At 48.3% G+C, this 14,412-nt stretch carries 16 protein-coding genes and 1 riboswitch; of the genes, 2 read left to right on the top strand and 14 right to left on the bottom strand.

The window, feature by feature from the left end; all coding sequences use genetic code 11:
- Positions 1–7: 7 nt before the first annotated feature.
- From FO446_RS04765 to atoS, 6 genes are all read right to left on the bottom strand, one after another.
- Positions 8–985, bottom strand: coding sequence for a cation diffusion facilitator family transporter (locus FO446_RS04765; RefSeq protein ID WP_221868342.1), 978 nt, complete (start codon positions 983–985; stop codon positions 8–10).
- A gap of 153 nt (positions 986–1,138) precedes the next feature.
- Positions 1,139–1,453 carry a DMT family transporter gene (locus tag FO446_RS04760; protein ID WP_173611262.1) on the bottom strand — a complete coding sequence of 105 codons (315 nt, stop codon included), beginning with the start codon at positions 1,451–1,453 and terminating at the stop codon, positions 1,139–1,141.
- Positions 1,450–1,803, bottom strand: coding sequence for a DMT family transporter (locus tag FO446_RS04755; protein ID WP_173611261.1), 354 nt, complete (start codon positions 1,801–1,803; stop codon positions 1,450–1,452). Before FO446_RS04755 ends, FO446_RS04760 begins: the two co-directional genes overlap by 4 nt.
- A gap of 140 nt (positions 1,804–1,943) precedes the next feature.
- A riboswitch (guanidine-I (ykkC/yxkD leader) is annotated at positions 1,944–2,047 on the bottom strand.
- 80 nt (positions 2,048–2,127) lie between these two features.
- On the bottom strand, positions 2,128–3,453 hold the full coding sequence (locus tag FO446_RS04750; RefSeq protein WP_237900022.1) for a short-chain fatty acid transporter: 1,326 nt from the start codon (positions 3,451–3,453) through the stop codon (positions 2,128–2,130).
- Positions 3,454–3,619: 166 nt separating this feature from the next.
- Positions 3,620–5,023 (bottom strand): sigma-54-dependent transcriptional regulator, encoded by a 1,404-nt coding sequence (locus tag FO446_RS04745; RefSeq protein WP_232774428.1) that lies wholly within the window; start codon positions 5,021–5,023, stop codon positions 3,620–3,622.
- Complete coding sequence (gene atoS, locus FO446_RS04740; RefSeq protein ID WP_237900021.1) at positions 5,023–6,846, bottom strand: two-component system sensor histidine kinase AtoS; 1,824 nt, start codon at positions 6,844–6,846, stop codon at positions 5,023–5,025. Before atoS ends, FO446_RS04745 begins: the two co-directional genes overlap by 1 nt.
- Before the next feature lie 68 nt (positions 6,847–6,914).
- On the opposite strand from atoS, the gene FO446_RS04735 reads away from it, so the two are divergent.
- Positions 6,915–7,385, top strand: coding sequence for a low molecular weight protein-tyrosine-phosphatase (locus tag FO446_RS04735; protein WP_173611257.1), 471 nt, complete (start codon positions 6,915–6,917; stop codon positions 7,383–7,385).
- A gap of 26 nt (positions 7,386–7,411) precedes the next feature.
- Here FO446_RS04735 and FO446_RS04730 read toward each other — a convergent pair whose 3' ends face one another.
- Positions 7,412–8,230 carry an alpha/beta hydrolase family protein gene (locus tag FO446_RS04730; protein ID WP_173611256.1) on the bottom strand — a complete coding sequence of 273 codons (819 nt, stop codon included), beginning with the start codon at positions 8,228–8,230 and terminating at the stop codon, positions 7,412–7,414.
- Positions 8,231–8,433: 203 nt separating this feature from the next.
- Here FO446_RS04730 and FO446_RS04725 point away from each other — a divergent pair, with 203 nt between their 5' ends.
- Positions 8,434–8,814: a winged helix-turn-helix transcriptional regulator gene (locus FO446_RS04725; RefSeq protein ID WP_012684609.1), complete on the top strand. Its 381-nt coding sequence runs from the start codon at positions 8,434–8,436 to the stop codon at positions 8,812–8,814.
- Between the two features lie 574 nt (positions 8,815–9,388).
- Here FO446_RS04725 and motB read toward each other — a convergent pair.
- The 7 genes from motB to FO446_RS04690 all read right to left on the bottom strand — a co-directional run bounded on the left by motB (position 9,389) and on the right by FO446_RS04690 (position 14,286).
- A complete protein-coding gene (motB, locus tag FO446_RS04720; RefSeq protein ID WP_173611255.1) occupies positions 9,389–10,198 on the bottom strand; it encodes a flagellar motor protein MotB in 810 nt (269 codons plus the stop codon).
- Positions 10,191–11,006: a flagellar motor stator protein MotA gene (gene motA, locus FO446_RS04715; protein WP_173611254.1), complete on the bottom strand. Its 816-nt coding sequence runs from the start codon at positions 11,004–11,006 to the stop codon at positions 10,191–10,193. Before motA ends, motB begins: the two co-directional genes overlap by 8 nt.
- A 91-nt stretch (positions 11,007–11,097) precedes the next feature.
- Positions 11,098–11,829 (bottom strand): ZIP family metal transporter, encoded by a 732-nt coding sequence (locus FO446_RS04710; RefSeq protein ID WP_047073459.1) that lies wholly within the window; start codon positions 11,827–11,829, stop codon positions 11,098–11,100.
- A 98-nt stretch (positions 11,830–11,927) separates the two neighbouring features.
- On the bottom strand, positions 11,928–12,443 hold the full coding sequence (gene def, locus FO446_RS04705; RefSeq protein ID WP_173611253.1) for a peptide deformylase: 516 nt from the start codon (positions 12,441–12,443) through the stop codon (positions 11,928–11,930).
- Positions 12,444–12,447: 4 nt separating this feature from the next.
- Positions 12,448–12,690 carry a helix-turn-helix domain-containing protein gene (locus FO446_RS04700; protein WP_173611252.1) on the bottom strand — a complete coding sequence of 81 codons (243 nt, stop codon included), beginning with the start codon at positions 12,688–12,690 and terminating at the stop codon, positions 12,448–12,450.
- 110 nt (positions 12,691–12,800) lie between these two features.
- Positions 12,801–13,403 carry a flavin reductase family protein gene (locus tag FO446_RS04695; protein WP_221868345.1) on the bottom strand — a complete coding sequence of 201 codons (603 nt, stop codon included), beginning with the start codon at positions 13,401–13,403 and terminating at the stop codon, positions 12,801–12,803.
- Positions 13,404–13,506: 103 nt separating this feature from the next.
- Entirely contained in the window at positions 13,507–14,286 is a 780-nt protein-coding gene (locus tag FO446_RS04690; protein WP_237900020.1) for an ankyrin repeat domain-containing protein, read from the bottom strand.
- Positions 14,287–14,412 lie beyond the last annotated feature (126 nt).

Raw genomic sequence — 14,412 nt, 5'->3', positions numbered from 1 at the left:
TATTTGTCTACGTGATTCCCTGGTCCGTTAGTTGCTTCCAGTTGTCCACGCCGTTGTCCTCCAAAATCCCCATTGTCACATCGCTAATATCCGGGTCAGTCAGCAAGCTGTCGCGAATGCGATATTTAATATCGTCCGCCACAGCAAGGCTCAGTCCCGTCCGCAGCTCGACGTAGCTCTCCACATGGTAAAAACGCCCTTCCTGTACAATCCGCAGCTTGTTGATGTCCGTCACATCCGGATCAGCAAAAATGACTTTGGCTACCCGATCCTCGATTTCTTTGGGGGCTGCAATACCAATTAAACCGACCATGTTGTCGTACCCTACCCTGAATGCCACGCCCACCATGAGAATCCCGATCAGAATGGTGGCAATCCCGTCCAGCAAGGCAAAAGAAGTAAACGTAGTGATGATAACGGCAATCAGCGCCAATAACGCACCGAGTGTAGCTACGATGTCTTCGTAAAAGACAAGTCGTGTCGGGGGAGCCGCACGTCCTACATTTCGAAAGGCTGCAGGGATGACAGCAAAGCCTTTCGCTTCCACCCGAGCTTCATGAACGATTTCGAACATCACTTTCACCAGCACGTATCCATCCACAATGACCGCCAGAGACAAAATGATGAAATTCAACCAAAAATGGCTGGATTCTGCTGGCTCGGAAATGAGATGCAAGCCTTTGATAATGGTTTCGTAGGCCATGATGGTTACGACGATCACAGCGACCATACAGAAAATGTTAATGACACGACCAAAGCCTGTAGGGAACCTCGGTGTCGGTTTTTTCTCTGCGAGTACGCTGCCAAAGAAAACGAAGAACTGGTTGACCGCATCGGCTACAGAATGCATCGCCGACGCAAACATGGCTCCACTCCCGCTATAGACAGCCGCAAAGCCTTTTGCGATAGCAAGCCCTGTGTTCCCCAAAGCCGCTGTCGCCGAGGACGTATTTCCCTTTTTTAGCGTTGCCCAGATAGAGCTCATGGTGTTGCCATTCCCTCCTTGAACGAGACGATTTCCTTTACTATTCCCTATTCGTAAGGAGTGTTCCTTATGAGAAATGGAACATATACACAAAGAAAAGGCAGACATCCGAAGGGGAATATCTGCCTTTTGCCTTTCCTTAATACCGCTACCTTATGCTACTAATTTCAATCCTGCTACTGCTATAATCACCACGGCGATACATAAGATCCGCAGCTTGTCTTTTGCTTCTCCATAGAACAACATCCCAACAAGAGCGCTACCTACCGTACCAATCCCTGTCCAAACCGCATAGGCCGTTCCCATAGGGATTTCTCTCATGGCAAAGGACAAGAGGAAGAAGCTGAGGGAAAAGCCACCGATCAGTACCGCAAAGGAGCGGAGAGAAGGCTTCTGGTTGACCTGTGTAATCCCCATCACGCCTACGACCTCAAACAACCCCGCAAAAATCAAGGATACCCATGTCATGCTACTTCACCCTCCCTCTTCGGCTTCTCTTCATGGTCCGGTGTGACCAGCTTCAATCCAAGGATTCCCCCCAGAAGAAGCGCGATCAAGCCCACTTTTGCCCAGCTAAACGGTTCTCCAAACAGGACCATTTCGCTAATAACGGTACCGGCCGTACCCAAACCGACGAAGATCGCATAAACCGTACTCGTCGGCAGCTTTTTCCCTGAATAGACCAAAACACCAAAGCTGATAATAATCGCAATAATGGTTAACACCCATGACCAAAAGCTGTCGGCGTGCTTCAAGCCAGCTACCCACATGACTTCAAATACTGCTGCTACGACAACCATCAACCAATATTTCCCCATTTCTGGCTCCCTCCTCTTTCTTTTACGCTCATCGCAACGGACGTATCCGTTTTTATCGTTCCCCAAAATACATACTCATCCAAGATGGCTCAGGCTTTCCGAATGCAAAAAAAGCCTCGGGTGAATACCATCACAGATATTCCTCCCGGGCTTTTATCCCTCCGTGTACACGACCGTGGTCGTGGGTTTTCTCTCGGTCCTGACCGGCCAGATGACTGACCGCGGAACCCTAGAAAACTCCGTACATATGCAGTTATTTTCTTGGGGTAACTCCCATTATCATATCAAAAAACGCCGCGATTGGCAATGAACGTAAGCGCTTCGCTAAAAAAGCAAAAATCCCAAGCTGATAATGGCGCCTGTCACAATCAGCATCATCAAGCAGTAACCCATGATATCCCTCGCACCCAATCCAGCAAGAGCTAGCACAGGTAATGCCCAGAAAGGCTGAATCAAGTTCGTCCACGCATCCCCCCAAGCAATGGCCATCGCGACTTTTGCATGGGAAACACCCAATTCAGTGGCAACAGGCAGCATGATTGGTCCCTGTACTGCCCATTGCCCTCCACCAGAAGGAATGAATATGTTCAATAAGCCTGCACTCCAAAACGTGAACAGCGGGAAGGTAGTAGGCGTCGAGATGCTAATAAACCATTGAGAGATACTCGCCGCCAATCCTGAAGCCGTCATCATTCCGATGATCCCTGCATAAAACGGGAACTGGACGACGATCCCTGTCGTGGTTTTCACTGCTTCATTCATGGCATCCAAAAACTTGCGCGGTGTCCCATGAAGCAGTATGCCCAGAAACAAGAAGCCCATGATGACGACATCCAGATTCAGCTTAAAGCCTTTATCAGCAAAATAGTAAATCAAATAAATAATTCCGAGTACTGAAACAAGAACCGAGATCAAACGGCTGTTTTCCATTTGAGAAGCAGGAGTATTGTCAATTGTAGTTTCAGTAGCAGCAGCCATTTCTTGTTGCGCTATCCCTTCTCCCTTGAATACAATCGTATCTTTTTCGGCAGGCATCATGAATCTGTTCACAATCGGGAGGACAATCATGATTGCGGCTACAATGGTCAGATTCATCGGTGAAAACATCGTTTCCGAAGTAGGAATGACACCGATGATGTTTTCCAGGCTATGCTTTTCCGTAGCGATCGTCAAAGGAACAGAGCCGGCAAGCCCTCCGTGCCAGACGACAAACCCGCCATATGCGCTGGCGACGAGCAATCGATAGTCTACCTTTTCCACTTGATTGGCAAGAACGCGTGCCAACAGTGCACTGATGACAAGGCCAAATCCCCAATTGATCCAGTTCGCCACACAGGAAACGACTGTGACGAGTACAATCGCTTGACCTGGCGTCTTTGCCAGTGATCCCAAGGCATTCAAGCCACGCTTACAAATATTCGTACTGGCTAGCGTATGACCCGTAATCAGGATCATGACCATTTGCATCGTAAAGCTGAGCAAGCTCCAAAAGCCACCTCCCCAGTAGTTGACCATTTCCATCGGCGTTTTGCCATTGACGACGATCCCGGCAACAAACACGAGGAAGGTCAAAATGATTGCAAATAAAAAGGCGTCTGGCAAATAGCGTTGCACCATGCGGACCGAAACATTCGTTAACGCTTGAAACACATTTTCATCCCCTTTTCTAAAAGCATTCGTGTTCTTGTGCTTTTCGATATAGCAAGAGGGATGCCAATCTGTTTTTCAAGGAGAATGAATGCGCTTTCAAAACATTTGCTCTGCTATGCTGACTACTTTTTGCACAGTATGACACTTGTTTGCGCACATCGGGTGACTAGTCTCTTTCGTCCATTGCCGAATCCAATCCGTACATTTGGAGCTTGTAGAGCAGTGCCCTCCGTGATATGCCCAGCCTTTTCGCTGTCTGTAGCTTGTTGCCGCGTTCTTTGCGCAAGGCATGGGCAATTGCTTCCTGCTCAACCTGGGCAATGATTTCCCGCATGGTTCGTCCTTCATAGCTGATTTTGCCAAGGCATGGGGTTGGTTCGCTCATCTTGTTTTCCTGAAGAGGGGATAAAACATGCTCGTGACCGATAACTGCTCCTCTACTCAAAACAACAGCCCGTTCGATCGTATTCTCTAGCTGACGAACATTGCCTGGCCAGTGATAGGCGATTAGCGCTTCCGTGGCAGCAGCGGACAAGCAGAGGTCATGCTTCCCTGCCTCTTTTCCATATTTAGCGAGGAAGTGACGGATTAGCAAAGGAATGTCCTCTTTTCGCTCACGAAGCGGCGGCATGCGAATCGGAACGACATTGAGCCGGTAGTATAGATCTTCGCGGAAAAGCTCCTGGCGAATTCTTTCCTGCAAATCACGGTTGGTAGCAGCAATCACGCGGACGTCAACCGATACGGTCTCGATGCCTCCTACCCGGATAAATACGCGATCCTGCAAAACCCGCAGCAGTTTTACCTGCAAAGAAAGGCTCAGTTCTCCTACTTCGTCCAGGAACAACGTACCTCCATTCGCAAGCTCCAATAGTCCTTGCTTGCGATGAACGGCACCTGTAAATGCCCCCCGTTCATATCCAAACAACTCGCTCTCCAGCAAATTTTCAGGAATCGCACCGCAATTGACAGGAATGAGTGGCTTGTCCGCCCGCGGGCTATTGGAATGGATCGCTCTTGCAATGAGCTCTTTGCCTGTTCCGCTCTCCCCTTCAATCAAAACAGTGGCTTTAGACATCGCTACTTTTCCCACCAGCTTGTACACGTTTTGCATAGCCAGACTCAGGCCAATCAAGCTGGTTCCGTTTGGATTCGCTTGCTCTTCCTGTAGGACTCTTCCGACTTCGCCTTGCTCAAGCAGCTCTCCCTGTGTAAGTGCGTGAGCAACGACTTGTTTGACCTGCCCCAAGTCGAATGGCTTTTGCACATAATCAAATGCTCCCAGCTTCATGGCCTCCATGACGTCACTAGCGGAACCATAGGCAGTCATCATCACGACTCTCGGAATTCTTCCCTTTCTCTCGTTCAGGCGGCGCAATGTATCCATACCGTCTAAATGAGGCATACGCAGATCCAAAAGCATGACCTGCGGGCAAAAGCGTTCGACCTGTTCCAAAGCCTCTACTCCACTGCCAGCCTCCATGAGCTCGTATCCCATTTTGCGCAGCGTAGTTGACAATGCCTTTCTTACATTGGCCTCGTCGTCTACGATCAGCACTTTGCTCGTCATCACAATCCTCCTTTTGCCCGAATCGGCAGTACGACGGTGAAACAAACGCCTTCGGGGGTATTTTGAGCAACAATATGTCCGCCATACGCTTGCACAATCCGTTGGGAGATCGCCAGTCCCAGTCCCGTACCTGTTTGCTTTGTCGTGAAAAACGGTTCGAATATAGCCAGCAGATTTTCTTCCGCAATAGGCGGACCGTCATTCGTTACCTGGACATGCACATCATTATTTATGTTGTTGATTTCAATCTGGATACGACCTTCCGTAGGCTTTGCTTGCAGTGCATTGTGCAATATATTCAAAAACACCTGCTTTAACAACTCTGGCGAAGACATCACGGCAGGAATATCCTCGTTACACACAAGCTCCACAATCACTCCGCTAAAGCCCTCGACATGTTCCATCAGCTTGAGCGTATGCTGGATTACCTCTTGCACGCGCACAGGTACATTCGACTCTTCATTGGGACGAGAAAATAACAAGAGCTCGTCAGCAAAACGGTTCAAACGCTCGACTTCCTCCACAATAATCCCTGTGTATTCCCGAGACTCATGATCTTTTGGCCATTCCTCCTCGATGATCTGGGCGAAGGCTTTGATGGCCGTTAACGGATTGCGTACCTCATGGGCAATGCTAGTCGCCCACTCACCTATGACCGCAAGCCGCTCAGCTTGAGCCAGCCTTGACTCCATCCTCCGCCATTGTGTGCGATCCTCCAGCACGACGATAGCCCCCAGTACTTCATCTACCGTATTTTTCCAAATGGAAGAGCTGACCTTTAGCCAGAGCACGCCCCTGTCCCGATGCTGATGGCGCCACATAGCATCCCGGATAGCTTGACCGTTTTGCAGCGTATCCAACAGGATATGAAGGAGAGCCTCACTCTCTGTAAAAACTTCCGTGAAATGCATCCCCTTTGCTCGACTGGACGAGAAGCCAATCATATGTATCGCTGTCTCATTCCATGCAATCAGGTGCCCGCTCTGATCCAACGCGAGGACCCCACTGTCCATACTATTCATGATAGTCTCCGTACGGCTACGGCTAGTCTGCAAGTCACTCGCCAGATTGTTGATCGCACCTGTAATTTCTCCAGGCTCTCCGTCCATTCTCCTTAATCGAAAGGAAAGGTCTTGGCTAAGCCGCTTTAGCCCTGACTTGATCTCTGACAGAATCACTTCAAAGCGATGGACGAGCAAACCGCTGGCCGCTGCTGCGATCATACAGCCAATGCCCAAAATCGCATAAATGCTTTGTCGCATTCCCGCGAGTTGTATATCAATCGTAGACATGAGCTCATTCGCCCAAGCATAGCCGATCACTTGATCATTGCGAATGAGTGGAACCATGGCGTTCATGATGTTGCCACGTACTTGTTCGCCGATTACTACATCAATCTGCCGCGTCTGCATGACACTGCGACCCGGATGGGTTTCGCTAATTGATTGTCCTATGTACAAGCTCATTTCACTGCTGGGTCCATACGTCACGATGGAATCGAGAGCTGCGGAATAATAGCCGACGCCAATTCCCGGGTGGGCTAGAGCGATCCGATCTGTAAGCGCTTGCATTTCCTCGTTTAATGCTTGGAGCTTGTGCTCTTTTTCCGCCTTTTCTAAACCAGCTTCCACGACGATTGTGTCAAAATCTTTCGACAGCGCAAAATCCAGCTGCTGTGTGATGGCGATTAGCTTTTGTTTCTTTTCCTCCAGTAAAGCCTGCTCTGCCGATTTTACCAATACGATTCCGGTAACGATAATCGGTAAAATGGTGACAACAATGACAGCCACGACAAAACGTATGCGGTACAGATATGTTTTCATTGTAAATGGCCTCCTTATGGTATTCTAACATACAGAAGCATCACACACAGGAAGGGAGGAACGTACATATGACAACCGTTTTGTTCGTTTGTCTGGGCAATATTTGCCGCTCGCCCATGGCCGAAGCTGTATTTCGCCATCTCGTAGAGGCGGAGGGATTGGCAGGGGAAGTATCTATCGATTCAGCGGGAATTGGTGGCTGGCACGCAGGTGAACCCCCTCACAAAGGTACACAAAAGGTGTTGACCGAAAATGGGATTGCGCATGATACACTGCGTGCTCGCCAAATTGTCACACAGGACTTCTCGGAGTACGACTATATCGTCTGCATGGATGAGGAAAATTTGTCCGCACTCAAGCAGATGGCGCCGTCAGGGAAAAAGGTGTACCGCCTGCTTGACTTTGCCGATTCTGCCCAGGAACAAAACGTGGAGGACCCTTATTATACGGGGCGATTCACGTATGTGTATGACCTGGTGAATGCGGGTTGCCGCGGGCTCTTGAACGAAATCAAAGCCAATATCGCCAAAAAGGGATAGCCCGTCATCAGGGCCATCCCTTTTTCTTATACCGCGACCGTCTCCTTCTCAAGCAGTCGATTCAACCAGCTCTTCGTACTCCCAATCAAGCGTTTGTAGCTGTCCGCCGAGGAAAAGGTATGATCTCCCCCTACAACTACTTCTGTTTCGCAGCTCCCCCGTCTCCGCAAATGCAGCTCTCGCTCATAATGGAACATGGCATCCACTGCAATGACATCATCCCGATTGCCATGCAGGATTAACACATCTCCCTCAAACTGCTTGGCTTGACGCAGCGGAAGAGCGGTACCCAGCGACTGAAAAAAGCGCTTCTCCAATCCGTAGCCCAAATGATCCGTTTTACCGTAGGAAAGTGCTTCCTTGTATTCCTTTTCCCCCACGATCCGAACGATATCATCGAAGGGACGTGCAACCGGTGCCCATAGGATGAGCGAGTGTATTCGTCTATCCTGGCTCGCTGTCAATACACTGACTGCACCACCCAAACTATGCCCTAACAGGCACACACGCTCCTGATCTACCTGTTCCAGCGTAAAAACATGGTCGAGAACATCTCGTGTTTGCGCAAGCAGGACGTCCAAACCACCTGCTCCATAATCGCCGTCGCTTTCTCCGCAGCCTCCGTAATCGAAGCGCAGTACGCCAAAACCGTGTGAAGCTAATTCTCTGGCAGCTTTTACAAACAAGCGGTTCACACCAATCCGACTGCCGATAAAGCCATGGCAAATGACAACCAACGGGTACTTCACTCTGGTCTTGCCTGTTGTGCATGTAGGTTCATGCAAGGTAGCTGTCAACGAAATCGTGTCGCTAGGTATTTGTAAAATCCGTTCCAAAGAACTCACCTCTTTTATTTTTACTATTCCGAGTTGTTTACTTAGTTATTATGATTATTATCTTCATTTTCATGAACGCTGTCAAGATGAACCGGAAAACTCAATGAAAAATCATCCTGCACGGTTTATGATGGAAGGAAACGAGGCGCAACATAAGAAGGCTTGCTTTGCTAGAGCTGTTGCATCGAAGATAGAATTGTGAGGAGAAAACTATGTCCGATTTGCGGAAAGAAACCTTAGAAAAAATAAAAAACGGTGATTTTACCTGTTCCAAGGAGCTGACCTTGTCTATGTTCAGCGGAAAATGGAAAGTCGTGATCCTGTGGCATTTAGGGGTAGAAGGCCCGCATCGCTTTAGTGAGCTGCAACGGCTATTCCCAAAAATTACACATAAAATGCTGACGAATCAGTTAAAAGAGCTAATCGAAGACGGGATTGTTCACCGGGAAGTATACCCGGAGGTCCCTCCTCGCGTGGAGTATTCCATGACGGAGCTGGGGATGACTTTGTTGCCCATTGTGGAAATGATGTATGAGTGGGGCGAAATGCGGATGGGGCAGTTGAAGCTGGAATTGGGGGAGAACTCTGTTTAGCTGTTGTGGTGGGGAGGAAACAGGAGAAAACGCTCAGATTCTTGGAACACCTGCGCGGGAGCATGGGGTGCCCGGCTCCGTGAAAAATAGCGAAACCGCGTCCAAAGTCGACTGTTCAGGATGTGTCTCAGAGGTGGACGCTAAAGGCAGTTTCTCTTTTTTTCACTGCGCCTCGGTAGGTGTGTCCAAAGATCTTCGCTTATTTCTCCTGTTTCCTCTGCGAACTTTTGTGATTCCACCTTCTTTTTTAATAAAGGAATAAACCTCTTGAATGCTACTCTCAAGTTGTAAACACTAGCTACTTGGGAAGAAGCACATTTCCAGTCCTAGCGCCTCTGGAGCCCTACCAAGCGGGGAAATAAATGGCGGGGGTTTTCAGCTTCAACCTCTGCGAATACATCCTCGAAACTCTACTTTTGAAGCGCTCCCGCTATTTATTTCGGAGCGGACAGTCTAACCCCTTGCGGGGCGTAGGCCGAAGCGTAGACTGGAAATGGGCTTCTTCCCCTCCACTACAGCTACTATATAAACAAAAACAAAAAAGGATAGCCTCCAGAGGAAGCTATCCTTTTTATTACGGATTCACAGTATTTTTCGGTGGAGAGGCCAGATCACGCAGGATTGCTACCTCTACCCGTCTGTTTTTCGCTCTGCCTTCTGCCGTCGTATTCGGCGCTACCGGATGGTATTCTCCCAAGCCTGTCGCGCTGAACTTCGTCGGGTCGAGGTTTTTGTTTTCCAGAAGCACCTTCAAGAAGTTAACGGAACGTTTGGCACTGAGATCCCAGTTGGAGGGGAACTCAGCACGGCGAATCGGCACATTGTCCGTATGACCAGTTACCGTCACTTTTTTCGGGTGAGGCACCAGCATCGCTGCCATTTCACTCGCAAGCTTTCTCGCTTCCGGTTTCAGATCGGCCTTACCGGAGTCAAACAACGCATTGTCCAAAATGGTGATCAGCAGTCCTTCTTCGGTCAGCTTGGTCTGGAGCTTGTCCTGCAGCTTGTTTTGCTGAATGTATCCGTCCAGCTTTGTCTGTAGCTTTTTCAAGTCCTCTGTCTCTTTGCGGACCGCTTCTTCCAGACGCTTTTCTTCTTCTGTCTTCTGTTTTTCTGCTTCCTGTGCGCCTTTGTGCAAGGTTTGCTGCTGAAGCTGCGGGTCTAGCGGTACCGGGCTTGGGTAGTTCATGACTCCCGTACCGCCGTTGATTGCAACGCTGAAGGACCGAACCATTTGGTCGAACTTCTTCGCATCCATCTCGCTAGAGGCGAACAACACGATAAACAAAGCGAGCAGAAGGGTGAGCAAGTCCGCGTATGGAATTAGCCAAGACTCGTCCATATGCTCTTCATGATGAGCATGTCTCTTTGGTCGCTTAGCCATTTACCGCAGCTCCTTCCTCCCTCTTCTCTTCCTTCATTTCTTCTTTCATTTCCGCACGCTCTTGGTATGGAATGTAAACCAGCAACTTTTGCTCAATCGCAGTCGGGGATACACCTGCTTGAATGGAAAGCAATCCTTCGACCATGATTTTTTTGATTTCAATTTCTGCCTTTGATTTCCGTTTGAGCTTGGTTGCGAACGGGTGCCATAATACGTAACCCGTGAAAATACCGAGCAAGGTAGCTACGAACGCAGCCGCAATCGATATACCCAATGCATCGATGTCACTCAAGTTACCCAAGGCGGCAATCAGACCCACAACCGCACCCAATACCCCGAGTGTCGGAGCGTAGCTTCCCGCTTGGCTAAAGACGAGTGCCCCTGCCTGATGGCGTTCTTCAATGGCGTGAATTTCTTCATTCAGAACATCGCGAACAAAATCCGGTTCCCCACCATCAATAATCATCTTCATGCCGTTACGCAGAAATGGATCTTCAATCTCATCAGAAGTGTTTTCCAGTGCAAGCAATCCTTCGCGACGAGCGATGGAAGCCCAGTTCATAAACTGACCGATCAATTCTCTTTTTTCAGGGAGCTTTTCTTCTTTAAAAATTATCTTGAAAAGGGCAGGAATACGCTTGATTTCCGACATGGGAAATGCGTTGAAAAGGGCAGCAATCGTACCTACGATGATGATCATAAATGCTGCTGGATTCAGTAATGCCATCGGACTTGCATGCTTCAAGATCATCCCGACTACTACTGCGACAATACCTAAAACTATACCTATCAAGGTAGACTTTTCCATCGTGACACTCCCTACTTCCATAATCGAAATCTATCTATATATGGTTTCGGAATTTTTGCTCTCACTTGTGAGGCTTTTTGAAAAAAACCGCTCATCCAAACGACTGAACTAGTCCAATCATGACCAAAAGTCCCAGGATAAACGAAAAAGTCGCAGATCGAGCATGACCATCTCCATGGCTTTCGGGGATGAGCTCCTTGTAAACGATGAACAACATCGCGCCTGCGGCAAAGGAAAGCCCGTATGGCACCAGCCCGTGAACAACAGAGGTTAAATAATAGCCACAGATCCCAGAGACGATTTCAACTGCTCCGGTCATCGTTGCCAAAAGAAACGCCTTGAAGCGACTGACCTTTTGATTGATCAGAAAAAGTGCCACCAGAAAGCCTTCTGGTGCATTTTGCAGACCGATTGCAAAAGAAATCAGGCCACCCAAGCCAGACTGTTCACTCGAATAGCTCACGCCAACGGACAAGCCCTCTGGAATATTGTGCAAGGTAATCGCAGACAAGATCAGCAGCGATTGCGAATCCATCGAAATGTTGATTCTCGTATGCTCCAAATCGATATGCGGGACGATGCTTTCCAACACCGTAAGCAACAATGTTCCGGTAAGCACTCCCAAACAAACGATAATAAATGGCGCGCTCTGAAGTGCCTGTGGGATCAGACTGAATGTCGAGGCAGCCACCATAATTCCTGCCGTGAACGCCAGCAATATATCCCGCCATCGATGTGATACCGATTTGAAAAAAAGGATAGGCAAGGCGCCCACACCAGTAGCCATGGCAGAAAGAAAGCTACCTATCAGTAGTTGTTCCATGTATGTTCCTCCACGTAAAAATGCCGCTCTCTTCAGATATCCGGAACAAACGGCCTTCTACTATCATATTTCCCGTATGGAGACGGTACGCCTTTTTGTTAGGTCTTTTTTGTTAAGCGGATCACATCCAGCAAATCGACTTTTTGCCTTGTTTTTTCATGATACAGCCATTTTTCCTGAACATGATCCACAAATAAAATTCCGTCTAAATGATCGATTTCATGCTGCATACAAACGGCAAGGAATCCGTCTGCTGCAAGAATTATTTCCTCGCCTTGTCTGTTCAACGTCTTTACCTTTACATGCTCGGCTCTCTTAACATTGCCAAAGTAACCAGGAAAAGATAAGCAAGCTTCCATTCCGATTTGTTCGCCACTCTTTTCTATGATTTCTGGATTAATGAGCTCAATTAATCCATCTCCGCAATCCATGACAACCACCCTGCGAAGAATGCCTACTTGAGGTGCGGCAAGGCCAGCACGGCCGTCCGTGGCATATAAGGTTTCAGCCATTTCGTCCAGTAGCTTGAACGTTTTCGCATTCAGTTCATCCACTGGCTTGGCTACTTTACGCAAGATTGGGTCTCCAAAAGGCAAAATCTGTTTCACTGCCATATTTTTATGCTCCCTTCACTCTATTAGGCGGTGTATACGCCCACAAGTCATTTGGTGTACATTCCAGAGCAGTACAGAGTGCATCAAGTGTCTCGGCTTTCATTTGTTTGGGTTGACTGGTTAGTAAAGCACTGATGGAGGCTGGAGACAAACTGTAATTTGCTCTCTCTTTTAACAGCCTTGCTAAAGCGGCCCCCGTCCAAACTCCTCTTTCTGCCATTACTTTTCGCAACATCCAGACAAGCATCTTTTCACCCCGTATTTTTTGGTATTAACTAATTTTATTAGGCAACACCTAATATACCATATTTTTCATACTGAATACAAAAACGCCAAAAACTTGGCGTTTTTGACGTTCTACGTTTCCGATCGATATGTTTTTCCCAACTGATCACCTAGACCAAAATAATGACGGAAGTTGTAGATCAATGGATTCCATGCTTGAGGATTCACGTGATGAGCACTTTGTACAATTTGTTTGTCTGCATGAACCTGACGCACTTCTGTCTCCACGATCGCAAACATGTCGGCATATTCCGGAAAACGGATGGTGCGGACCACTGCTTCGAGTTGAAGCGGGCATTCTCCTACTCGCTTTGGACGAACGATATTAGAATCAACAGGAGTCAAATTGGCTGCCTGAAACTTATCCGCTTCATAGCGGAAGCCCAGCTCCTCTTTGTAGGCGGGTACGGGATTGCGGCCTGTTAGCGGAGCCAACGCTTCCACTTGCTGCCACATCGAGGCATCCGGCAAATTGATAACACACTCCGGCCGCTGACGCAAATTTTCCAATCCATGCGAGCCAAATCCGAGTCCCAGAATGACAAAATTTCCTAACGCCCATGACGATGAGATGGGACTGATGTTTGTTGTTCCATCTTCATTTTCAGTCGTCAACAGGACAACGGGGGTTCCGTAATACAAAATCTTCGGTTGGATGGTCGTATGGCTTGGCATGAACATAGCCTCCTTTGACTAGAATCAATCTTGCTACGACTTATTCTAGTCGAGGATTATTTCCATCGCGCTCGAAGTATGAATGTATGCTTACCTCTGCAAATTAGCGTGCTCCAGCTTTTTGCAGGATTTGTACGATCTCGTGATAACCTCGTTCATTTGCACGATATAGGGGTGTTTTTCCTTCGCTATCCGGGATGTTCACATCAGCACCGTGGTCGATTAACAGTTGGACCATCTCTTGTTGTTTTTTTCCACCATCGTTCAATACGATTGCTTCCATCAGTGCTGTCCAGCCCGGATTGTTCACATGGTTGACGTCTACATCCGTCCGTGTAAGAATTTCCTTCGCTACTTCCACATATCCATGTTCTGCCGCTGGAATCAAAGGTGTTCCTCCGAAGCGGTTGTAGATCTTCGTATCTGGACCTGCATCGATAACCAGCTTCAATATCTCCAGGTATCCTTCTGCTCCCGCATACAAGAACGGATTATCTTGCCGGTCGTCCTGAATATTGATGTCAGCTCCTGCTTCAATGAGGACCTTCACTGTTTCCACATGGTTGCCGTGTGTAGCGGCCATCACTGCTGTTCTTCCACGATCATCCTGTGCGTTTATCTCAGCCCCTGCTGCCAAGCTAGCCTTGACTTCATCGGTTTTGCCCTCGGCTGCTGCAGAGAGCAGTTTTTTGTTCCGTTCTTTCACTTCTTCTTGAGATAGAGTTGGTTTTTTCCCTGGTTGAGACCGTTGTTGTGACGGCTGTGGTGTTGCTGGTTGTTGTTGCTGTACGGTCGTTACAGCCGGAGCTGTTACGGACGGTTCATCCACACAGCCAGTCAACAGCATTCCGAATGGGATTGCAGTGAAAATGAGTTTGTACATTTGGCACCTTCCTCCATGGTAAGTCATTGAGATATAGACCTAAGCCCGGTTGCGTACCGAGCTTAGATTGCCTGTTATACCTCTGAATACATCGTAGTCCGTAGAGATAAACTCCTACTAAACCTG

This window comes from Brevibacillus brevis (genome assembly GCF_022026395.1).
Classification (GTDB): domain Bacteria; phylum Bacillota; class Bacilli; order Brevibacillales; family Brevibacillaceae; genus Brevibacillus.
Note: the sequence above shows the minus strand (reverse complement) of the source record. Positions and strands in the feature narration are given on the sequence as shown.

What these genes read in the sequence shown, in the direction of transcription:
- motA (WP_173611254.1), bottom strand. Translation starts at nt 11,006, where the DNA reads ATGGAAAAGTCTACCTTGATAGGTATAGTTTTAGGTATTGTCGCAGTA.
- FO446_RS04725 (WP_012684609.1), top strand. Translation starts at nt 8,434, where the DNA reads ATGTCCGATTTGCGGAAAGAAACCTTAGAAAAAATAAAAAACGGTGAT.
- FO446_RS04745 (WP_232774428.1), bottom strand. Translation starts at nt 5,023, where the DNA reads ATGACGAGCAAAGTGCTGATCGTAGACGACGAGGCCAATGTAAGAAAG.
- FO446_RS04690 (WP_237900020.1), bottom strand. Translation starts at nt 14,286, where the DNA reads ATGTACAAACTCATTTTCACTGCAATCCCATTCGGAATGCTGTTGACT.
- motB (WP_173611255.1), bottom strand. Translation starts at nt 10,198, where the DNA reads ATGGCTAAGCGACCAAAGAGACATGCTCATCATGAAGAGCATATGGAC.
- FO446_RS04735 (WP_173611257.1), top strand. Translation starts at nt 6,915, where the DNA reads ATGACAACCGTTTTGTTCGTTTGTCTGGGCAATATTTGCCGCTCGCCC.
- def (WP_173611253.1), bottom strand. Translation starts at nt 12,443, where the DNA reads ATGGCAGTGAAACAGATTTTGCCTTTTGGAGACCCAATCTTGCGTAAA.
- FO446_RS04695 (WP_221868345.1), bottom strand. Translation starts at nt 13,403, where the DNA reads ATGCCAAGCCATACGACCATCCAACCGAAGATTTTGTATTACGGAACC.
- FO446_RS04765 (WP_221868342.1), bottom strand. Translation starts at nt 985, where the DNA reads ATGAGCTCTATCTGGGCAACGCTAAAAAAGGGAAATACGTCCTCGGCG.
- atoS (WP_237900021.1), bottom strand. Translation starts at nt 6,846, where the DNA reads ATGAAAACATATCTGTACCGCATACGTTTTGTCGTGGCTGTCATTGTT.
- FO446_RS04700 (WP_173611252.1), bottom strand. Translation starts at nt 12,690, where the DNA reads ATGCTTGTCTGGATGTTGCGAAAAGTAATGGCAGAAAGAGGAGTTTGG.
- FO446_RS04760 (WP_173611262.1), bottom strand. Translation starts at nt 1,453, where the DNA reads ATGACATGGGTATCCTTGATTTTTGCGGGGTTGTTTGAGGTCGTAGGC.
- FO446_RS04710 (WP_047073459.1), bottom strand. Translation starts at nt 11,829, where the DNA reads ATGGAACAACTACTGATAGGTAGCTTTCTTTCTGCCATGGCTACTGGT.
- FO446_RS04755 (WP_173611261.1), bottom strand. Translation starts at nt 1,803, where the DNA reads ATGGGGAAATATTGGTTGATGGTTGTCGTAGCAGCAGTATTTGAAGTC.